The organism is Rhodococcus sp. 1168 (assembly GCF_002091955.1).
Classification (GTDB): Bacteria; Actinomycetota; Actinomycetes; order Mycobacteriales; family Mycobacteriaceae; genus Rhodococcoides.
In genome coordinates this window covers 68736-89417 of sequence record NZ_MKKY01000072.1, presented here as the reverse complement: position 1 = coordinate 89417, position 20682 = coordinate 68736, and the positions used below count along the sequence as shown (strand labels likewise).

Genomic DNA, 20682 nt, shown 5'->3' with positions numbered 1-20682 from the left:
CGCGTAGCTGACCACGCTGATGTGGGCTTGTGGCTCGCCCCGGTTTTCACGTGCATCGTACTGGTCGTACATCGATTCCGCCTCCTCACCATTCGATAGCACAGAATTTTCCGGTCGATTCCGAATACCTTGCCCCGCGCCGCTATTCGTACCCATACCCCAACCGTCGACTTTCAACACACGCTCCGGCATACTCGACGTCAGATGGGAACGAGTGTTCGAATCAAGGGTCACTCCAAGCGAACTCGCCTGATGGTCGGGGAATGACATAAATGTGATTAGACACGCCGAAGTAGGTTGCGGTCAAGCCGATGCGGGATATTGCAATACCATCTCCAGACCGAAATCGGCCCTCTCCCCGCATAATGGCCTGTCGTCGGCGTGTCGCGCCCCGAAAAACGCGTCGAAACCGGGACGGGGTCCGGATTGCACCGCATCGGCGCCGCCGAGGAGGCGGGCGCCGACCGATAGATTCGACCGAGAGCCTAGGCTCTGAATCTGTGAAAGTGACTGTCTTGGTCGGTGGAGTCGGCGGAGCCCGGTTCCTACAGGGCCTCAAAACACTGCTCGGGGACGACGACGAGATCACAGCGATCGTCAATGTCGGAGACGACGTGTGGATGCACGGTTTGCGCATCTGCCCCGACCTCGACACCTGCATGTACACCCTGGGCGACGGAATCGATACCGAGCGTGGTTGGGGACGCATCGCGGAGACTTGGCATGCGCGTGACGAACTAGCCGCGTACGGGGCCGACCCGGATTGGTTCGGGCTCGGAGACAGGGACATTGCCACACATCTCATCCGAAGCCGGATGCTCAGGACCGGATATCCGCTCTCGGCGGTGACCGAGGCGTTGTGCAATCGATGGAAGCCAGGCGTGCGACTCCTACCGGTGACCGACGACCGGAGCGAGACCCATGTCGTCGTCACCGACCCGGACGAAAAGGACGGAGACACTCAGAGAGCAATCCACTTCCAAGAGTGGTGGGTTCGCTACAGAGCACAGATTCCGACACACAGCTTCGCCAATATCGGTGCCGAGCAAGCAACTCCGGCGCCCGGGGTTCTCGATGCCCTCGCCGACGCCGACGCCGTGATTCTGGCTCCATCCAATCCGGTGGTGAGCGTCGGCGCGATCCTCGCTGTCCCCGGAATTCGCAGTGCACTACGTACGACGTCGGCCAAGATTGTCGGCCTGTCGCCGGTGGTGGACGGAAAGCCGTTGCGCGGAATGGCAGACGAATGCCTGACTGTCATCGGTGTCGAGACATCCGCCGAGGCCGTCGGGCGTCACTACGGCGCACGATCGGACACCGGAATTCTCGACGCATGGTTGATCCATTCGACCGATCAGGCCACCATTCCCGGCGTCGACGTACACAGCGTGCCGTTACTGATGACCGACCCCGAAACGACCGCCTCGATGGCCGCAGCGGCACTTCGGTCGGCTGGACTCGAGCTGTGACCGAGGCGAATCCGACCGACCATGCTCCTGGCGGCAGCATCGAGATAATCCCTGTGACCGGGTTACCTGAGTTTCGGCCGGGCGACGATGTCGCGTCCTCGATCGCCGCGCGCGCGCCGTGGATTCGCAAAGACGACATAGTGGTGATCACCAGCAAGATCGTGTCCAAGGCCGAAGGTCGACTGGTCGACGCCCCACTGGACCCGGAAGAGCGAGATACCGCGCGAAGACTGCTGGTAGAGCAGGAAGCAGTGCGCATCGTTGCTCGCAAGGGTCGAACACTGATCACCGAGAATCGTCTCGGCATAGTGCAGGCTGCCTCGGGGATCGACGGATCCAATGTCGATCGGGCCGAATTGGCCCTGCTTCCGAGAGATCCGGATGCAAGCGCTGCCGCAATACGAGCGGCCCTGGCGTCTTCGCTCGGAGTCGACGTCGGCGTCGTCATCACGGACACCATGGGTCGCGCGTGGCGTATCGGCCAGATCGACGCCGCGATCGGCTCGGCCGGTCTCGCCGTGATCCACGGCTATGCCGGCGCCGAGGACCGCCAAGGTAACGAGTTGATCGTGACCGAAGTCGCTGTCGCCGACGAGATCGCCGCCGCAGGCGATTTGGTCAAAGGAAAGCTCGGCGCCGTTCCAGTTGCCGTCGTACGTGGCCTGAAGCCGATCGACAACGGCACCGGCGCAAGGGATTTGGTGCGCAGTGGTGAGGAAGACCTCTTCTGGCTCGGTACCGCCGAGTCGATCGACAAGGGGCGACGGGAGGCTCTTCTCGTTCGCCGCTCGGTTCGTTCCTTCACCGACGAATCGGTGGATCCAGAGGAGATACGCGGCGCCGTCGCCGAAGCACTGACTGCTCCCGCACCGCACCACACCCATCCGGTTCGATTCGTGTGGGTTCGAACCCCGACTCTGCGCGCTCAACTGTTGAACAAGATGAAGGACAAGTGGCGTGAGGACCTCCGCTCGGACGGATACAACGACGAGCAGATCGAGCGCAGAACTTCACGCGGCGACATCTTGTTCGATGCGCCCGAGATCGTGATTCCCTTCTGCGTACCGGATGGGGCACACACGTACCCCGACGAGCGCCGAAACCGAGCCGAGGAAACGATGTTCACCGTTGCCGTCGGCGCCGCGGTGCAAGGTCTACTCGTGGCGCTGGCCGTGCGAGGACTCGGTAGCTGTTGGATCGGCTCGACGATTTTCGCTGCAGACCTGGTTTGCACCGAATTGGGCGTACCTTCCGACTGGAAAGCCTTGGGCTCCATCGCAATCGGTCATCCTGACAGTCCTACTGACGTGCGGAAGCCACACCCCTTGAGTGACGAACTGCTGGAGATGTGAGATGAGCTCGAGCACGCTCCGTAGGTCCGCCACCACTGTGCTGAAGCAGTGGCGCACTAGCCAGTGGCACGAAGATTCACTCCGCCACACGATGCTCGCCTTCATCGACAGCAATGTCGACGCCTGCCTGCGAGCCAACGAAGCAGGGCACCTCACCGCGTCTTCGCTGGTTCTCGACGCGGAGGGCCGAAACGTACTTCTCACCCTGCACCCGCGGGTGGGCCGTTGGATTCAGCTGGGCGGTCACTGTGAAGAATCCGACGACACCGTGGTCGACGCCGCGTTGCGTGAAGCTCGGGAAGAGTCCGGGATCGACGATCTCGACATCGACACGGCACTGCTGTCCGCGCACACACACCCGATCACGTGCTCACTCGGAAAGCCCACCCGGCACCTGGACCTGAGGTTCCTGGTGCGCGCCCCAGCCGGGGCCCAGGCCGTCCGCAGTGCAGAATCCACGGACCTGCGCTGGTGGCCCGTCGACGCACTTCCCGACACCGCCGAGAAGGACACGATCACCCATCTCGTGGAACTCGCGTTACTGCGTTAGCGACATCAGACGTCGGTGGAGAACCTGACTCCACCGTCGGGCAACTTGACTCCTGGCCACACTCTGGCGCCACGAAGCAGTTCACAGCGGGCACCGATGTCTGCTCCGTCGCCGATGATGGCATCGCGGATCAGTGCGCGCGGTCCGATACGTACACCGAATCCCAGGATCGAACGCTCCACCACCGCACCGGCTTCGACGACAGCACCGTCGAACACGACCGCACCGTCGAGACGTGCGCCGGCGCCGATCTCCGCGCCACGACCGATGACAGTGCCACCGATCAGCAGCGCACCGGGAGCAACGCCTGCGCTGGGATGGACGAGGGATTCACCTCGGGTGCCGTTCAACGCAGGCGATGGAGCGATGCCGCGCACGAGATCCGCCGAGCCCTGAACGAAGTCTTCCGGGGTTCCCATGTCGCGCCAGTAGGCACTGTCGACGTGGCCGAAGACGCGACGGCCATCGGCGAGAAGGGCTGGGAACACCTCCCGCTCGACCGACACCGGTCGGTCATGCGGAATGGTCTCGATGATCTCACGCTTGAACACGTAGCAACCAGCGTTGATCTGGTCCGTCGGCGGATCCTGAGCTTTTTCCAGGAAGGCTGTCACTCGCCCGTCGTCATCGGTGGGAACACAACCGAATGCACGAGGATCACCGACCCGCACGAGATGCAGCGTCACATCTGCCTCGGTCCGCTCATGGGTGTCCAGGACCGCGGTCAAGTCGGTGCCGCCGAGGACGTCGCCGTTGAACACCACGACGTTGTCTGCCCGTAATCGCGGTAGAACGTTGCGAATACCGCCTCCGGTGCCCATGGGCTCCGTCTCGGTGACGTACTCGAGTTCGAGACCGAGCGACGAGCCGTCACCGAAGTGGTCCTCGAATACCTCGGCTTTGAACGATGTACCCAGCACCACATGATCGATGCCTGCGGCCTTGATACGGGCGAGCAGATGCGTCAGAAAAGGCAAACCAGCAGTCGGCAACATAGGCTTCGGGGCCGACAGCGTGAGTGGCCGCAAGCGAGTTCCTTTGCCGCCCACAAGGATTACGGCATCTGTATTGGAACGGGTTTCAGCTGACATGGTCGGCCTCTCTATTCTCGTCGATCTGTCGCTGTCGAAGTGCCGCAGCCACAACCACCTTCGAGCGCACCGCCAGGCCCGCTCTCAGAACCCATCGTATGGGAGCCTGCCACGGATGGGGGTGCCGGTCTGCCTGGAACCTGTACGCACTCGCGTGATGCGCAGGCAGCATCAACTCTGGATGTCGGCCTGCCGCATGACCTTTGGTGTGGGTGATTTCCACGTCGGGCACGTAGACATTCAGCCATCCGGCGGTTCCGAGCCGATCTCCCAAGTCGACGTCCTCCATATACATGAAGTAACGGGAATCGAACCCGTTCACGGAATCGAAAGCGGCACGACGAAGCAGAAGACAAGATCCGGACAACCAGCCGACAGCGCGTTCGGTAACCTCCTCGTTGTCCTGCCGATAACGTTGCGTCCACGGATTGCCCGGCCAGATTTTGCCGACGACAGCATGCCCGACACCTGAGGTGAGATCCGGAACTGCGCGAGCAGACGGGTACCTGGTGCCGTCGGGCTCGCGGATGAGAGGCCCGAGCGCACCCGCACGAGGCCATCGCTCCGCCGCGGCAAGCAAACCGTCGAGAGATCCGGGATGCCACCGCACATCAGGATTGGCGACGACCACGAACTCGATGTCGTCGTCGAGTTCGGCTACCGCGCGGTTCACCGCTCCGCCGTAGCCGAGATTGGCTCCGGTTCGAAACAACCTCACGTGTGGGTAGCGCGCGTCCGCGGCCTCGACGCTTCCATCGGTCGACCCGTTGTCGGCCATGATGACGAGCGGCACCTCCTCTGTCGCCGAAGCGAGGGAGGAGAGGAATTGATCCAGATACTTCCCGGGGGAATAGGTCACCGTGACGACGGCCAGCTTGGAACTCACGCGGGCCAGACTATCCGGCGAAGCCGTTATTGCCTCACCTCGCTCCGGCAATTACCTCACCCAACGCATCGGTGAGCGCAGCGCGCCACGGCCGCAGTGGGGTAAGGCCGGCAGCGGTCCAGGCATCAGCGGACAACACCGAGTACGACGGCCGGGGAGCGGGGCGCACGAACTCCGCACTCGAGCAAGCCAACACACGTTCGGGGTCCGCACCCGCACCGGCGAAAACAGCACGGGCCAGTTCGAACCAGCTTGCGGTCCCGGTATTCGTCAGATGAAGAATCGGTTGCCCGCTCGAAGGCGACGCAGCAAGTTCGAGCAGTCCGGACGCGAGATCACGAGAATAAGTCGGTGATCCGATCTGATCGTTGACCACCGAGACGGTGTCTCGCTCGCGTTCGAGGCGAAGCATCGTCGAGACGAAGTCCGACCCGGTACCGGTGTAGACCCAAGCTGTACGCACGACCGTTGCCGAGGGTAACGCCCGCAGGACGGCCTCCTCACCGGCTAGTTTGGTCCGACCGTAAGCGCTGCGCGGGGCCGTCGGAGATTGCGGAAGGTACGGGGAGGTCGCGGTGCCGTCGAACACGTAGTCGGTGGAGACGTGAACGAGGCGCGCACCGACGCGTGCACACGCAATCGCCAGGTTCTCCGGACCGTCTGCGTTGACCTTCGACGCCGCTGCTTCGTCCGATTCGGCAGCATCGACCGCGGTATAGGCGGCGCAGTTGATCACCACCATGCCCGGCTCGACGACGTCGGCAACTGCTTTCGCGTCGGTGATGTCCAGCTCTGCGCTGGTCACACCGATCGTCGTGACACTGCTCGCCGTGCCGCTGTTGTCCGAAAGGTGCAGTATCTGCCGGCCGAGCTGTCCGCCCGCGCCGGTCACAAGAATTTTCGCCACGGTTGCAAAGTGTGGCACGCCAGCGGTGCTTGAGCGAGACGGTGACACTTCACAAGTAACCTGACTGGTCGGGGCGAGAAATGCATGGAACAAGAGTGGAGAGGTCACCAGGTGCAACGAGAGTCTGACCGATCGCGAGGCGAGCGGCGGTCCTCGGCGCGGCGTCGCGACCCTGGGCAACGCTCTGCCCGGGCGCGTACCCGGGCGCCATACCGCAACGACCGCCCCGGCGAAGGCGAGAGCGCTGTCGGCAAACCTGGAAACGGACTGCCGACCGAGGGGCCAGGCGTTCCTCGGATACTGATCGCGGCCATATCCGTTCTCGTCCTGGTCGTGACGGGTTTCGCATGGCGAAGCGTCGACGACCTTCGCTCCAACATCGCTACTGCAGGGGGCCTCGGTCTAGGTGGTGGATCCGACGGCGCCGTGGACATCCTCATGGTCGGCACCGACAGCCGCACCGATGCGCACGGCAACGCCCTGACGCAGAGCGAGCTCGATTCACTGCGCGCCGGTGAAGAGGTGGCCTCGAACACGGACACGATCGTGCTCATTCGCGTACCGAACGATGGTTCTTCGGCAACGGCGATCTCGATACCCCGTGATGCATACGTCGAGGTTCCGGGAATAGGAAAGTCCAAGATCAACGCGGCGTACGGCGCCACGAAGGAAAACAAGCGCCTCGAACTCGTCGAACAGGGCGTGTCCGACAAGGACGCGGACCCACAGTCGACCGAAGCCGGACGCGAGGCGCTGATCGAGTCGGTGGCCGATCTGACGGGGGTCACCGTGGATCATTACGCCGAGGTGGGTCTGCTCGGTTTCGTGCTCCTGACCGACGCGGTCGGCGGCGTGAACGTGTGCCTCAATGCCTCTGTGGACGAGCCGCTGTCCGGAGCTGACTTTCCCAGCGGCGAGCAGACACTGTCCGGTGCCGACGCATTGAGTTTCGTCCGGCAGCGACACGATCTTCCTCGTGGCGACCTCGATCGAATCGTGCGACAGCAGGTCTTCATGGCTTCACTCGTGCGGAGTGTGCTGAGTGCAAAAACGTTGAGCAACCCCAGCAAGTTGAGTCAGCTCAGCTCCGCGGTCCAACGTTCGGTTGTTCTCGATTCCGATTGGGACATAATACAATTCGCGACCCGATTGCAGGATCTGGCCGGCGGTAAGGTCAAGTTCGAGACCATTCCCGCCGTCGACATCAACGGCGTAACCGATTACGGCGAATCAATTGTCGAGGTCGATCCCGATGCAGTGAAGACCTACGTCGAGGGGCTTCTCGACGGATCCGCCGACGAGCAAGACTCTGCACCGAGGACCGATACTCCCACCGTCGATCCGTCGTCTGTGACGGTCGATGTTGCCAACGACAGCGGAATCGACGGACTCGCGAACGGTGTGGCGGCGTCGCTCGGATCTATCGGATACACCAGCGGCTCGATCGGAAACTACGAAGGAGCGTCGGTCTCCACCACGACGATTCAGGCGGCCGATCCGGACAGTGACGCAGCGCGATCGGTGGCAACTGCTCTCGGCGGCCTCGAGGTGTCCACCGACGACGCACTGCCGCGCGACACCGTTCGGGTGGTACTGGCCTCGGACTACTCCGGCCCCGGCGCAGACGGCAGCACCACATCCCCGACCACCTCATCCCCGACCACCGAGGAAACGCTCGCGAGCAGTGCAGGCGAATCGCCTGCGCCGCCGATCGACGCAGGCTCGGCGGGCCCTGCCTGCGTCAACTGAGCTCCGCTAGGGTTGCGCCTGTGGCCACAACGTTGACGCAGGAACTGCTCGATCCGATACTCGCGACCGACCCCGCCGGTCCACGGGTGACGTATTACGACGACGAGACGGGTGAACGGGTCGAGGTATCGACGATCACGCTCGCCAATTGGGCTGCGAAGACCGCCAACCTGTTGTGCGACGAGTTCGGTCTCGCACCGGGTGCCAAGGTCAGTGTTCTACTACCCGCCCACTGGCAGAGCGCGGCCATCCTGCTCGGTGCGTGGTGGGCAGGTGCAGAGGTCGTCCTCACCGCAGACGACACGGCAGAGCTCGCACTCGTGCACGGTTCTCGAATCGACGAGGCCGGCGACATACCCGAAATACTTGCCCTCTCGCTCGACGCGTTCGGCAAACCGGTTCCCGATCTTCCTATCGGAGTGACCGACTACGCCACCTCGGTACGCGTGCACGGAGACCAATTTCGGCCGACCGGCGCTGGCGCTGCTCTCGACGGACGATCGGTCGAGGAAGTGTTGGCGCAGGCACGCACCCGCGCTCAGGCACATTCGTTGCAGACCGGAGACCGCGTGCTCTCGTCGTTGCCGTGGGGTACGACCGACGAATTGATCGATGGGCTGTTGTCGGTTTTGGTTTCAGGCAGCTCGCTCGTGCAAGTGAACAACCCGGACCCGACGAAGACCGACCGCCGCACCACTACCGAAAAGGTCACCAAGACGATCGGCTAGGACCTGCTCGCGTATCCACCGTCGTCGAGGCCTGCTTCGATCTCGAAACGATTCCTCGCGCCCGGATTCCGTAGTTCCTCCACCAGATAGCGAACCGCGAACAGTGGCCCGTATCGAGCCCACTGATCTGCGTGCACCGCCTCATGGCGCAGAACACTGCGCGAGATGTTGGCGCGGGTGAGGTAAGCGGCACCGATGGTCGTGCCTCCCCGACCGAACCCAGCTCGCATTCCCCGACAGAGGAAAAGCCGATGCTCGTCATCGAAGGCGATCTCGGCCCGCCACAACGTCGCATAGACGAGCGCAAGGTAGGTGACGACGGATACCGCGCGCCCCCGAGTGTGGGTGCCCGCCCGCTCGATCGACCATGCGGACACCGGAGCGAAACGCACTACCCGAGGAGCTTGGCGCGTAGTGCCGCGTCCTTGTCGAGCACCATTGCTTCGAGGTCTTGTTGAAACTTTTCGATGCGCGACCGGAGCTCCGGGTCGGAGGCGCCCAGAATGCGAGCCGCAAGGAGCCCTGCGTTGCGGGCGCCACCGATCGACACCGTGGCAACCGGTATCCCGGCGGGCATCTGCACGATCGACAGCAGTGAATCCATACCGTCCAAGTATTTCAAGGGAACGGGTACACCGATGACCGGTAGCGGCGTAGCCGAAGCGACCATACCTGGCAGATGAGCTGCTCCACCGGCTCCGGCGATGATCACGCTGAGCCCCCGCTCGGCCGCGCTCGTCGCATAGTCGAGCATGCGCTTGGGTGTGCGGTGCGCCGAGACGACACCGACCTCGAAGCGAATCCCGAATTCGGCCAATGCGTCCGCTGCGGCCTCCATCGTCGGCCAATCGGAGTCACTGCCCATGATGAGGCCGACCTGAGGGCCCAGTTGTTCGGTCATTGGTGCGGGTCCCATCCGTCGGTCCATTCTGCGTGCGACATCCAGTGTGCCGCGCGTTCTGCTTTCTCCCGGACAGCGGCGACGTACGCCTCGTCCGATGTTTTCCCTTTCGGCGCTCCGAGCACGTTGACATGGCCGATCTTGCGGGCTTCGCGCTCGCTCTTGCCATAGAGGTGCACCTTGGCATCCGGCATCCGAGCGAAGAGGTGGTGAAGCCGTTCGTCCATCGTCATCGACGGAGCCTGCGGTGCTCCGAGAATGTTGGCCATGACCGTGACCGGTGCCAACGGCGTCGTGTCACCCAGTGGGTAGTCCAGTACCGCGCGAACATGCTGCTCGAACTGCGAAGTTCGGCACCCGTCCATGCTCCAATGCCCCGAGTTGTGCGGACGCATCGCGAGTTCGTTGACGAGGATGGTGCCGTCGACGGTCTCGAACAACTCGACCGCCATTGCGCCGACGACTCCGAGCTCGGCGGCAAGCCCCAAGGCCATTCTCTCGGCGTCGATCGCCACATCGTCGTCGAGCGAGCCTGCCGGGGCGATGACCACCGCGCACTGCCCGTCGCGCTGAACCGTTTCGACCACGGGCCACGCTGCGCCTTGCCCGAACGGGGACCTTCCGACCATGGCGGAGAGTTCGCGCCGCAGTTCGACCTTCTCCTCGACCATCAGGGCGACGCCGAGATCGAGTTGCCGCGCCACGATTTCCTCAGCCTCGTCGGCATCCTTCGGCATCCACACACCGCGTCCGTCGTATCCACCACGAATGGATTTGACTACCACCGGCCACCCGTGGGCGTCTCCGAAAGCTGTGACATCTCCCACCCAGGTGACCTCAGCGAATTTCGGGATCGGAATCCCCATCTCACCGAGTTTCCGACGCATCTTCAGCTTGTCCTGTGCGTAGATCAGCGCCGACGGCGGTGGTTGTACGTTGACGCCTTCCGCGACGAGGACTTCGAGATGTTCGGTCGGTACCTGCTCATGGTCGAACGTGACGACGTTGGATCCCGTAGCGACCGTACGGAGGGCATTCAGGTCGTCGTGGTGTCCGAGCACGACATCGGCACTGACCTGCGCGGCCGGCTCATCGGCGCCTGCGGAGAGGACTCGTAGGGTTTGGCCGAGCGCAATTGCGGCCTGATGCGTCATTCGCGCCAACTGACCTCCGCCGATCATCGCCACTACCGGCATTCCGGTCGACGAACTACGGGGGGTGGTGGGGCGCGGAGATAGACCTGTCACGGCTTCATATCGTGTCATGCGGGGCAGATTCCACAGCCAGCAGACCCCCTGTAGTCGGGAATGGATTCGAGCGTTCCGTGCAATTCCATCGCTGAGAAGTCTCACTTCCTTCACTGAGAAATACCTGATGCTCTGCGCGCCGGTTAGTCGATTGGGTACCTCGTTTCGTAGACTCCTTCGTTGTGCCCTCGATCGACAGTTTGATTCATCGCCTTCCCGGTCCGCTGCGGGTACTGGCGATTCGTCACACCGAGCTGATCAAATTTGCGATCGTCGGTGGGACCACGATGGTGTTCGACCTGGTGATCTTCTATTCGCTCAGTCTGACCGTCCTCGAACCCAAGCCTGTCGTCGCGAAGATCATCTCGGGCGTGATGGCCACCATTTTGAGCTACGTCCTGAACCGAGAGTGGGCCTTCAAGAATCGTGGTGGCCGCGAGCGCCACCACGAGGCTTTGTTGTTCTTCACGATCAGCGGGGTCGGTGTCATTCTGGCGGCTGCCCCACTGTGGGTGGCGAACAACTTGTTCGACATCCGCGAAGGGCACAACAGCCTGACGATGGTGTTGATTCTCGACTTCGTCCTGAACTACATCATCGGCAATCTTCTACAGATGGCATTCCGGTTCTGGGCGCTGCGAAAGTTCGCGTTCCCCGACGAAAACGCCCGGGGCGCGGCAGCCGGATCGACCGATTACGATCCGACGCCCGCGGAAGCAGCCGAGGAGCAACTCGGCCACAGCTGACCTACTTCGGTGCGCTCAGCGTGGCTCTCGGGCCCGTGGAGACGGGGCACTGGCTTCTTCGCGTGACGCAGGCAGGAACACCGAGAACATGGCTGGCTTGCGTCGCTGCAGTTCCAGCCTTCCACCGTCCGCCTCGATGAGTGCTCGTGCGAGAGCGAGACCCACGCCGGTCGATCCGGCGCCGGAGAACCCGCGATCGAAGATATGCGGGGCCAACTCGTTGCTGACGCCGCTGCCCTCGTCCGAGACCTCGATACACACCAGCGGCTCGCGCCGCCGCTCGGCCGTGTCCAGTGCCGGAATCAGCCGCACTGCCACCGTGCATTTTCCGCCGCCGTGCGAGAGTGCGTTGTCCACCAGGACCGCGACTGCCTCGCGCAATCTCGAACCCGTCACCGATGCCTTGAGTCCTGGTCCACCTTCGAGTTCCAGTGTTCGGCCGGCATCCTCGAAGTTTCGCTGCCACTCCCCGATGACTCCGCTGAGTTCCGCGACGACGGCTACATCCTCGGCGCCTGCTGCCCCGTCGCTACGGGACGAGCGCACCAACTCGTCGATCGCGAGGGTCAAGCGGTCCACCTGTGCCATCGCTTCATCGGCTTCGGCGACTACATCGGGATCTGGATGCGTCGATAGTTCGTCGAGCCGAAGCCGGACGGCCGTCAGCCGACTGCGCAACTGGTGCGATACGTCGGCGACCAGCGCATGCTCGCGTTGCAGTCTGCCCGCGATCTCGACCGTCGCCGAGTCGAGGACTTCCGAGACCCGGTCGAGCTCGGCAATTCCGTGCCGTCGTGGATCGGGACGGAAGTCTCCTTCGGCGAGTCGCTGCGCTCGTCGTGCGACGTCGCGTAGCGGATCGGCCAGACGATTGGCGGTCAGTACAGCCACGGCGGTTCCGATGAGAATCGAAGCCAACACCACGAGGGCGACCGCACCGACAGCTTGTTGCTGCAAGGTTCGCATATCGCGTGACGGCACTTCGAGCCGTAACGATCCGGCAGTTCCCAGCGACAGCGATTCCACCAATGGCGCGGGCACGAAACTCTCACCGATGTCCACCCTCGACGCGGCATCCTGCGGTGTCGGAAACACCACGACGAGACGTCCACCTTCTGGGACGGCCAACCTGAGCGAGCCGATGTCGAGGACACCCTCCACGATGCCTCGGTCCCCCTCTTGCGACAGGATTTCCGATGCCATCCGATCGAGTCGACGTTGGAGGTCGTCGCGAGTGAAATCCTCCACCCATAGCCAAGCGGTATAGACGAGGGGCAGACCGAGCAGCATAGCGGTCAGTAGGACGACAGCCAGGATGGATTGCAGTATGCGACGGCGCATCGATCAGTCGCTGTTGATCCGAAACCCGACTCCGCGCACGGTGGCGATGCGGCGCTCGGCAACCGATCCCTCGTCACCGATCTTCCGTCGCAGCCATGACATGTGCATGTCGAGCGTCTTGGATCCGCGGAGTTCCGCGTCGCCCCATACCTCCCGGAGAATCGTCTCGCGGGAGACGACTTGTCCAGCATGGTCGAGGAGCACTTTGAGCAGCTCGTATTCCTTGTTTGCCAGTGCGATCTCGGTTCCGTTCACCATCACTCGCCTGGCTGCAGGCTCGAGCCTGATCCCGCCGACCTCGATCGGGGTGTCCTCACCGGGACCCCGCCGACGAAGCAGGGCTCGCACACGGGCCATGAGCTCAGCGAGCCGAAACGGCTTACCGACGTAGTCGTCGGCGCCGGCGTCGAGCCCGACCACGAAGTCCACCTCGTCCGTTCGCGCCGTCAACATCAGGACGGCAAGCTCGGAGCTGTTGGCGCGGACCTGCCGACAGACTTCCAGGCCGTCCATCCCCGGCAGACCGAGGTCGAGAATCAGCAGGTCGTAGTTCCCGTCGAGGGCCCGCTGGAGGGCAGCCGGTCCGGTCTGCTCGACCGTCACCGTATAGCCCTCACGCCCGAGGGCTCGCGAGAGAGGGGCAGCAATTGCTTCGTCGTCTTCTGCAAGCAGCACTTCGGTCACCTGCGCAACCCTACGGTTCGTTTCTGTGAGAACGCTTCGTTTACCAGCGTTTCCCCGCACGCCATCCTCTTTTCGCGGAGTCCGGAGAATCCTCGTACGAGACTTCTCCGTCGTCGATCTGCAGACGGTCGTCCCGGCGAATCTCCAGCGCGTCGAATACCTGCTGGTAGAGAAGCGAATGAACCCGCTGGACGCGGGGAATGTCGTCGAATTCCAATGGGTCGTCCGACGCCGAGGCGATGATGAGGGTCCCGGTACCGAGCATGCGATCGATCAGTCCGTGCCGAAACTGGACGTTGGAAATACGGCCCATCGGGATGTCGATTCCAGAATGCGTGATGACGCCCTGCCTGATGAGCACTCGGCGGTCGGTGACGATGAAGTGCGTGCATTTCCAGCCGATGAGGGGGGCAATGCACCGCCAGGCGACGATGACCGCCCACAGGACTGCAGTGACGATCGATGCGACAGTCGAACTCGAACCGTCGAGCTTTACCGAGACCAGGCCGATGACGAAACCTGCGACAGCGGTGACGAGGATGAATGTCAACGCAGGCAGCACCAACATCTTCCAATGCGGGTGGTGATGCAGAAGCAGTTCTTCCTCGTCTGCCAACGCATCTTCCGGATACCCCATACGACTCACTCCTCGGCCGGCTCCCTACTCGTACGAGGCGATCCTGCCACGAGAGTTGCACCCTCATCACCATCGGAATCAGAGGGGCCGTCGGCATCGTCCACACTGTCGGAATCGGCAGCCGGTGCATCGGCAGGGTCCGGTTCCGAATCGGTGGTTTCGCCGTCACCACCGGACAACAGGATGTCCGCCCATCTGGTCGCTGGATCGATGTCCACCAACAACGCTTTGGCCATCAGAGTCAACGGAATGGCGAGGACTGCTCCGAGCGGACCGAGAACCCAGGACCAGAATACGAGCGAGAGAAACGTCAGAGTGACCGACAGTCCCACGGCGTCACCGACGAACTTCGGCTGAATGATCGACTGGATGACGACGTTGACGACGCTGTAGACGACGATCACGGCGATCATCAGACTGGGCCCACCCTGCAACAGTGCCAACAGAGCCGGCGGAATCAGTCCGAGAACGAATCCGATGTTGGGAATGTAATTCGTGATGAACGACAAGATCCCCCACAACACGGGAAGCGGGATACCCATCGCCCACAGCGCACCTGCGTCGATGACGGCAACGATCAAACCGAAGATCGTCGAAACCACCAGATAAGTACGAGTTCCCGTAGAGAACGACACGAATGCGCCCGCGATATCGGGCCGGGTACCGACCAATGTCGATATCCGCGTGGTGAACGAACTGCCGTCGACCGCCATGAACAACAGCAGCACGAGGACGAAAAGCAAGTTGGAGAAAATACCCAGCACGTCCACGAGGAGACTGTCGATCACCCCGAACACCGTGCCTGCGTCGATTTTCGACATCAAACTTTGAATCTGATCTTGCCCAATTCCGTTGTTCGACAAAAGATTTCGAATACTGTCGACCAGACCGTTGAATTCGTCGGCGTAGGTCGGCAAAAGCGTCGCGAGCCGGGCGGTCGATACGACGAGCGCCAATACCAACACGAGAAGGATGGCGTACACGACGGCAATCGCGATGATCGTTGCGACCCACGTCGGAAACCCCTTGCGTCGCAGCCACTCCGGAAACGGATGTACCGCGACGGTCAACATCAAGGCCAGAAACGTCGGCCCCACCACGCCCGAGAACGCGCGTGTTCCGGCGACGCAGACCACGAGTGAGGCAAGCCCCAACAACACGATCACCCCGCGTGGGAGCGACCATGACTCCGACATACTCGACGACGTCGCATCCGATGCATGTCGCGGTTCCATGAGCGCCCCTCCGCAGGTAATTATCTGCTCAGAACAATCCCATCGCATCGGCCGAAGTCACATCATCCGTCACGGATGATGTGACTTCACCTATTACTCCGGATCCACCGCGCGTAGGTGCGTGACGTCGCCGGCCGCTACCGCGACCGCTTCCCCGGTCTCATCGATACGAACGACGATGCGGCCGTGAACATCGACGTCGGTTGCCTCCCCCACCAGTACTCGATCCCCGGGCATCTCGACTCGAACTCTTCGGCCCACCGTGTCGCACCGCTCCCGGTATCGCTGAGCGAGATGCTCGGTGTTCCAACCGGCGTCCTTCCAGGAATCCACTTCAGCTCCGATCCCACGCAGCATTGCGCGCAAAATGGTGTCACGATCGGTCACGACCGCATTCTCGAGCACCAGCGATGTCGCCGTCGGTACAGGCAGTTCCTCCGTCGTCATCGACACGTTCAGCCCGATACCAACCACCACGACCGGATGCTGACCATAAGTTGCCACCTCGGCGAGAATCCCAGCGACCTTTCGCCCCTCGATCAAGACGTCGTTCGGCCACTTCAGGGCCGCGTCGACCGCGGCTACCGTTCGCAACGCGTCGACTACGGCGACTCCGGTCAGGAGCGGCAGCCACCCGAGGACGGACGGATCGATTCCTGGAAATTTCATCAGCACCGACAACAGGATCTGTGAGCGAGGTACGCCGGAGAACGGCCGTGAGTGACGGCCACGTCCACTGTCCTGATGCTCGGCGACGAGCGCGGTGCGGTCGGCGAGCCCGTCGGCGCGTGCGATGAGGTCGGCATTGGTCGAACCCGTTTGCTCGACCACGTCGAGCCTCGACCAAGACGCTTGCGGTCCATCGACAAGAGCTCGACGAAGAGCCGCGACATCGAGCGGGGGGCGGTCGAGATTGGTCCACATGACCCATGAGCATATGGCCCTACCGAACATGCCTCGTCGACGTACCGGCCAGTAGGCTTCTTGGTCGACTGTGCTTGTCGCCCCTCGGTCGGGACACCCATCGCAGTCGTGGTTAAAGTGATCCCCCATGACCAGTGTTCAGGACGCAACTGCACAGGGTTCGGCCTCCAAGCCCGATATCCACACCACCGCGGGAAAACTCGCCGATCTCAGAAGTCGCCGGGAAGCCGCGATGCTCCCCAGTGGTGAAGCTGCAGTGGAGAAGGTGCACGCGAAAGGCAAGCTGACTGCCCGTGAGCGCATCACGGCGCTGCTCGACGAAGGTTCGTTCGTCGAACTGGACGCGCTCGCTCGTCATCGGTCCGTCAACTTCGGAATGGCCGACAACCGCCCCTTCGGCGACGGCGTAGTCACCGGCTACGGCACCATCGACGGCCGCGACATCTGCGTCTTCTCCCAGGACGCCACCGTCTTCGGCGGTTCCCTCGGTGAGATCTACGGCGAGAAGATCGTCAAGGTCATGGACCTGGCGATCAAGACCGGCCGCCCGCTGGTCGGCATCAACGAAGGCGCGGGCGCTCGCATCCAGGAGGGCGTCGTCTCCCTGGGTCTCTACGGCGAAATCTTCCACCGCAATGTCCAGGCTTCCGGAGTCATCCCACAGATTTCGCTGATCATGGGGCCGGCTGCCGGTGGCCACGTCTACTCCCCCGCACTGACCGACTTCGTCGTCATGGTCGACGGCACCTCGCAGATGTTCGTCACCGGCCCCGACGTGATCAAGACCGTCACCGGTGAGAACGTCACGATGGAAGAACTCGGTGGCGCGCACACCCACATGGAGAAGTCCGGTGTCGCGCACTACGTTGCGTCCGGTGAGCAGGACGCGTTGGACTACGTCCGCGATCTGCTGTCCTACCTACCGAGCAACAACCGCGCCGACGCGCCCCGCCTGGCGCCGTCGGATCCGATCGTCGGTGGCATCGAGGAAAGCCTCACTGCAGAGGACCTCGAACTGGACACCTTGATCCCGGATTCCCCGAACACCCCGTACGACATGCACGAGGTCATCCGTCGGATCCTCGATGACGACGAGTTCCTCGAAGTCCAAGAAGGCCGCGCGCGCAATATCATCGTCGGCTTCGGACGTGTCGACGGTCGCTCGGTGGGCATCGTGGCAAACCAGCCCACCCAGTTCGCGGGCACTCTCGACATCGACGCCTCAGAGAAAGCGGCTCGCTTCGTACGAACCTGCGACTGCTTCAACGTCCCCATCATCACCCTCGTCGATGTTCCTGGCTTCCTACCCGGAACCGAACAGGAATTCAACGGCATCATTCGTCGCGGCGCGAAGTTGCTCTACGCCTACGGTGAGGCGACGGTCGGCAAGATCACCGTCATCACCCGCAAGGCCTACGGCGGCGCGTACGACGTCATGGGCTCCAAGCACATGGGCGCCGACGTCAACCTCGCGTGGCCGACCGCGCAGATCGCCGTCATGGGTGCATCCGGTGCCGTCGGATTCGTCTACCGCAAGCAACTCCTCGAGGCCGCGAAAAACGGCGAGAACGTCGATGCATTGCGGTTGAAGTTGCAACAGGAGTACGAGGACACGCTCGTCAACCCGTACATTGCGGCCGAGCGCGGCTACCTCGACGCTGTCATTCCGCCGAGCCATACGCGAGGACAGATTGTCGCTGCGTTGCGGCTTCTCGAGCGAAAAATGGTGACGTTGCCGCCTAAGAAGCACGGGAACATTCCACTGTGAGCGCACCGGCAAAGGAATCAGACATCACCGAAGCTACGGACCTGATCGAGTCTGCAGGCTTGGAAGACGCATCGGCGGCCTCCACAATCCTCGATGTGATCCGAGTGGTGAAGGGCAATCCGTCGGACCAGGACATCGCGGCACTTGTCGTGGTCCTCACCGCGGCGGCGGGTTCGACTGGCTCGGCCGTCGACTCACGTCCACCCGAGCTGTGGGGTTCTCATGCCTCGAAGCATCGGACGTTCGCGCCGTATTCGCCGTACTCGTACGGCGCCTCGCAGCGTTACTAGAGTGCCTCGTTTCGTTCTCGCCTCGGCGTCACCTGCGCGGCTCGAAGTTATACGCAATGCGGGAATCGAGCCAATCGTGCGGGTGTCCGGTGTGGACGAGGACGCGCTCACCGCAGCCCTCGGACCCGATCCGATACCCGAGGATGTGGTCGTAGCCTTGGCGCAAGCCAAGGCCGAGGCAGTCCTCACCGAGTTCGACGACGCAGTGGTGGTCGGGTGCGATTCGATGTTGTCCATCGGCGACGAATTACAGGGCAAGCCCCACAGCGTCGATGTGGCGCGGCGTCGGTGGGCTGCGATGGCAGGCAGGTCAGGTGATCTTATGACCGGCCACGCCGTCGTTCGAGTCTTGAACGGGCGATCGGTCGCGGTTGCATCCGGGTGTAGTTCGACGAAGATTCACTTCAGCGAACCGTCGTCCAACGATCTCGAGGCGTATCTCGCGTCGGGAGAGCCGTTGTCGGTGGCCGGCGCCTTCACGCTGGACGGCCTCGGTGGGTGGTTCGTCGACCGCATCGAAGGGGATCCGTCCAGCGTCATCGGGATCGGGCTACCGCTCGTCCGTCGTCTGCTCTCCGACGTCGGTACATCGTTGTCCGAGCTGTGGGCCGATTCAGGAAGCCACTAGAGCTGTGATGTCTCGGGCCCACTCGGCAGCCTGCACCTTCGGCTTCACGTTCGAGGAACTGTCGTGTCTGGCGTGCTCGCCGACCTGCTGAGCGCCTAGTTCCACCAGCTTCTCGGCGATGATCTCGCCGCCACGGTTGAACGTGTCCTCGTACACGCGGTCGCCCAGTCCGAACATGGCGAATCTGAGCCCGGAGAGATCCGGAGTGTCCTCGACGAGCGCGTCGTAGAAGGGGCCTGCCCACGTGGGGAGTTCGCCTTCGCCGTAGGTGGAGCAGATGATGACGTGAAAGTCGTCGGTATCGATATCGGCTACCTCGTATTCGAGCATGTCCCGCACGTCGACGTCATGATCGGTCATCACCTCGGCGATCTTGTCCGCAACTTCCTCGGCTGTGCCGGTCTCCGAACCGAACAACACCACTACTGCCATGGCCTCTCCCCTTCTTGAATCTTTTTCCTCGACCACCGAAAGAATCGGTAAGTGAGAATAGCCTCACCAGCAGTGAGGGTCGGATCCCACCTACTGTCCGTGTGCAGTAATGGTGCCTGCGGGCGGCTCTGCACTCCGAGCCCAGCTCCTTCAACTCCTCGACCGCCTAGGATCGACAGAGTCAGATCGATTCGATCACTCCTAGGAGCGAAGAAGAAGTGCCCGTAGCAGCAGACCCCACGCCCACGTTTTCCGACTATGCGCACCCAGATCGACTGGTGTCCACTCAATGGCTGTCCGCACATCTCGGCACTCCCGGCCTCAGGGTCGTCGAATCGGATGAGGATGTGCTCCTCTACGACGTCGGCCACATTCCGGGTGCGGTGAAGATCGATTGGCATGTCGATCTCAACGACCCCGTCACGCGGGACTACATCGATGGAGATCAGTTCGCGGCCCTACTCGGCCGCAAGGGCATTTCTCGCGACGACACCATCGTGATCTACGGCGACAAGAGCAACTGGTGGGCCGCCTACGCTCTGTGGGTATTCACCTTGTTCGGACACAAAGACGTCCGACTGCTCGACGGTGGCCGCGACGCATGGCTGGCCGAGAACCGCGAGACAACCCTCGACGTCCCTGAGTACCCGGCCACGGAATATCCAGTGGTGGAGCGAAACGACGCACCGATACGAGCTTTCGCTGCGGACGTCCTTACAACCCTGGGCACGATTCCACTCATCGACGTGCGTTCACCAGCCGAATACACCGGGGAACGTACCCACATGCCCGACTATCCGGAGGAAGGGGCACTGCGCGGCGGCCACATCCCTACCGCTGTCAGCATCCCCTGGGCGAAGGCTGCGGCCCCCGACGGTCGCTTCCGGACCAGAGCAGAGCTCGACGAGATCTACGCCGACTACGTCGCTAGTGAGAAGGTGATCGCGTACTGCCGGATCGGCGAGCGATCGAGCCACACCTGGTTCGTGTTGACTCACCTTCTCGGTCACGAATCGGTTCGGAACTACGACGGTTCGTGGACCGAATGGGGCAATGCAGTTCGGGTACCGATTGCACGCGGCGAGGAGCCTGGCTCCGCACCCGTGAAGGCCTGATC

22 protein-coding genes are annotated in these 20682 nt (G+C 62.6%); 10 read left to right on the top strand and 12 right to left on the bottom strand.

The window, feature by feature from the left end; all coding sequences use genetic code 11:
* Nucleotides 1-500: 500 nt before the first annotated feature.
* The 3 genes from cofD to BJI47_RS14590 are packed head-to-tail and all read left to right on the top strand — an operon-like array spanning nt 501 to nt 3371.
* On the top strand, nt 501-1469 hold the full coding sequence (gene cofD, locus BJI47_RS24695) for a 2-phospho-L-lactate transferase (RefSeq protein ID WP_088944398.1): 969 nt from the start codon (nt 501-503) through the stop codon (nt 1467-1469).
* A complete protein-coding gene (locus BJI47_RS14595) occupies nt 1466-2821 on the top strand; it encodes a coenzyme F420-0:L-glutamate ligase (RefSeq protein WP_088944397.1) in 1356 nt (451 codons plus the stop codon). The genes cofD and BJI47_RS14595 overlap by 4 nt, the downstream gene beginning before the upstream one ends.
* Nucleotide 2822: 1 nt before the next feature.
* Nucleotides 2823-3371, top strand: a complete 549-nt coding sequence (locus tag BJI47_RS14590) for an NUDIX hydrolase (protein ID WP_088944396.1) — start codon at nt 2823-2825, stop codon at nt 3369-3371.
* A gap of 5 nt (nt 3372-3376) precedes the next feature.
* On the opposite strand, the gene BJI47_RS14585 is transcribed toward BJI47_RS14590, so the two are convergent.
* The 3 genes from BJI47_RS14585 to rfbD are packed head-to-tail and all read right to left on the bottom strand — an operon-like array spanning nt 3377 to nt 6255.
* A complete protein-coding gene (locus tag BJI47_RS14585; protein WP_088944395.1) occupies nt 3377-4462 on the bottom strand; it encodes a sugar phosphate nucleotidyltransferase in 1086 nt (361 codons plus the stop codon).
* The gene (locus BJI47_RS14580) at nt 4452-5348 is read right to left on the bottom strand and encodes a glycosyltransferase family 2 protein (RefSeq protein WP_088944394.1); all 897 of its coding nucleotides are present in this window, start codon (nt 5346-5348) and stop codon (nt 4452-4454) included. The genes BJI47_RS14585 and BJI47_RS14580 overlap by 11 nt, the downstream gene beginning before the upstream one ends.
* 34 nt (nt 5349-5382) lie before the next feature.
* Nucleotides 5383-6255: a dTDP-4-dehydrorhamnose reductase gene (rfbD, locus tag BJI47_RS14575; protein WP_088944393.1), complete on the bottom strand. Its 873-nt coding sequence runs from the start codon at nt 6253-6255 to the stop codon at nt 5383-5385.
* Between the two features lie 303 nt (nt 6256-6558).
* Here rfbD and BJI47_RS14570 point away from each other — a divergent pair, with 303 nt between their 5' ends.
* Both BJI47_RS14570 and BJI47_RS14565 read left to right on the top strand, forming a co-directional pair.
* On the top strand, nt 6559-8004 hold the full coding sequence (locus BJI47_RS14570; protein WP_088944632.1) for an LCP family protein: 1446 nt from the start codon (nt 6559-6561) through the stop codon (nt 8002-8004).
* A gap of 20 nt (nt 8005-8024) precedes the next feature.
* Entirely contained in the window at nt 8025-8732 is a 708-nt protein-coding gene (locus BJI47_RS14565) for a TIGR03089 family protein (protein ID WP_088944392.1), read from the top strand.
* On the opposite strand, the gene BJI47_RS14560 is transcribed toward BJI47_RS14565, so the two are convergent.
* From BJI47_RS14560 to BJI47_RS14550, 3 genes are read right to left on the bottom strand one after another with little or no spacing between them, the layout of a single operon-like run.
* Entirely contained in the window at nt 8729-9109 is a 381-nt protein-coding gene (locus BJI47_RS14560; RefSeq protein ID WP_254900629.1) for a hypothetical protein, read from the bottom strand. The two genes, BJI47_RS14565 and BJI47_RS14560, sit on opposite strands and share 4 nt — an antisense overlap.
* A gap of 14 nt (nt 9110-9123) precedes the next feature.
* A complete protein-coding gene (purE, locus tag BJI47_RS14555; RefSeq protein ID WP_084346841.1) occupies nt 9124-9633 on the bottom strand; it encodes a 5-(carboxyamino)imidazole ribonucleotide mutase in 510 nt (169 codons plus the stop codon).
* Complete coding sequence (locus BJI47_RS14550; RefSeq protein WP_088944630.1) at nt 9630-10898, bottom strand: 5-(carboxyamino)imidazole ribonucleotide synthase; 1269 nt, start codon at nt 10896-10898, stop codon at nt 9630-9632. The genes purE and BJI47_RS14550 overlap by 4 nt, the downstream gene beginning before the upstream one ends.
* Before the next feature lie 164 nt (nt 10899-11062).
* Between BJI47_RS14550 and BJI47_RS14545 the strand changes: the two genes are divergently transcribed.
* Nucleotides 11063-11626 (top strand): GtrA family protein, encoded by a 564-nt coding sequence (locus tag BJI47_RS14545; RefSeq protein WP_088944391.1) that lies wholly within the window; start codon nt 11063-11065, stop codon nt 11624-11626.
* A 15-nt stretch (nt 11627-11641) separates the two neighbouring features.
* Here the strand turns inward: BJI47_RS14545 and BJI47_RS14540 are convergent, their stop codons facing one another.
* The 5 genes from BJI47_RS14540 to BJI47_RS14520 all read right to left on the bottom strand — a co-directional run bounded on the left by BJI47_RS14540 (nt 11642) and on the right by BJI47_RS14520 (nt 16447).
* Nucleotides 11642-12967, bottom strand: a complete 1326-nt coding sequence (locus tag BJI47_RS14540; RefSeq protein WP_088944390.1) for a HAMP domain-containing sensor histidine kinase — start codon at nt 12965-12967, stop codon at nt 11642-11644.
* A 3-nt stretch (nt 12968-12970) separates the two neighbouring features.
* Entirely contained in the window at nt 12971-13651 is a 681-nt protein-coding gene (locus BJI47_RS14535) for a response regulator transcription factor (RefSeq protein ID WP_088944389.1), read from the bottom strand.
* 40 nt (nt 13652-13691) lie between these two features.
* Nucleotides 13692-14288, bottom strand: a complete 597-nt coding sequence (locus BJI47_RS14530) for a PH domain-containing protein (protein WP_088944388.1) — start codon at nt 14286-14288, stop codon at nt 13692-13694.
* A 5-nt stretch (nt 14289-14293) separates the two neighbouring features.
* On the bottom strand, nt 14294-15523 hold the full coding sequence (locus tag BJI47_RS14525) for an AI-2E family transporter (protein WP_176224866.1): 1230 nt from the start codon (nt 15521-15523) through the stop codon (nt 14294-14296).
* Nucleotides 15524-15616: 93 nt separating this feature from the next.
* Nucleotides 15617-16447: a biotin--[acetyl-CoA-carboxylase] ligase gene (locus BJI47_RS14520; protein WP_088944386.1), complete on the bottom strand. Its 831-nt coding sequence runs from the start codon at nt 16445-16447 to the stop codon at nt 15617-15619.
* Nucleotides 16448-16574: 127 nt separating this feature from the next.
* Between BJI47_RS14520 and BJI47_RS14515 the strand changes: the two genes are divergently transcribed.
* The 3 genes from BJI47_RS14515 to BJI47_RS14505 are packed head-to-tail and all read left to right on the top strand — an operon-like array spanning nt 16575 to nt 19133.
* Nucleotides 16575-18215, top strand: coding sequence for an acyl-CoA carboxylase subunit beta (locus BJI47_RS14515; protein ID WP_088944385.1), 1641 nt, complete (start codon nt 16575-16577; stop codon nt 18213-18215).
* The gene (locus BJI47_RS14510) at nt 18212-18505 is read left to right on the top strand and encodes an acyl-CoA carboxylase subunit epsilon (RefSeq protein ID WP_088944384.1); all 294 of its coding nucleotides are present in this window, start codon (nt 18212-18214) and stop codon (nt 18503-18505) included. The genes BJI47_RS14515 and BJI47_RS14510 overlap by 4 nt, the downstream gene beginning before the upstream one ends.
* Nucleotide 18506: 1 nt before the next feature.
* Entirely contained in the window at nt 18507-19133 is a 627-nt protein-coding gene (locus BJI47_RS14505; RefSeq protein ID WP_088944383.1) for a nucleoside triphosphate pyrophosphatase, read from the top strand.
* Here the strand turns inward: BJI47_RS14505 and BJI47_RS14500 are convergent.
* Entirely contained in the window at nt 19119-19565 is a 447-nt protein-coding gene (locus tag BJI47_RS14500) for a flavodoxin domain-containing protein (protein WP_088944382.1), read from the bottom strand. The genes BJI47_RS14505 and BJI47_RS14500 overlap by 15 nt on opposite strands.
* A 218-nt stretch (nt 19566-19783) precedes the next feature.
* Here BJI47_RS14500 and BJI47_RS14495 point away from each other — a divergent pair, with 218 nt between their 5' ends.
* Nucleotides 19784-20680: a sulfurtransferase gene (locus BJI47_RS14495; protein WP_088944381.1), complete on the top strand. Its 897-nt coding sequence runs from the start codon at nt 19784-19786 to the stop codon at nt 20678-20680.
* Nucleotides 20681-20682: the final 2 nt, after the last annotated feature.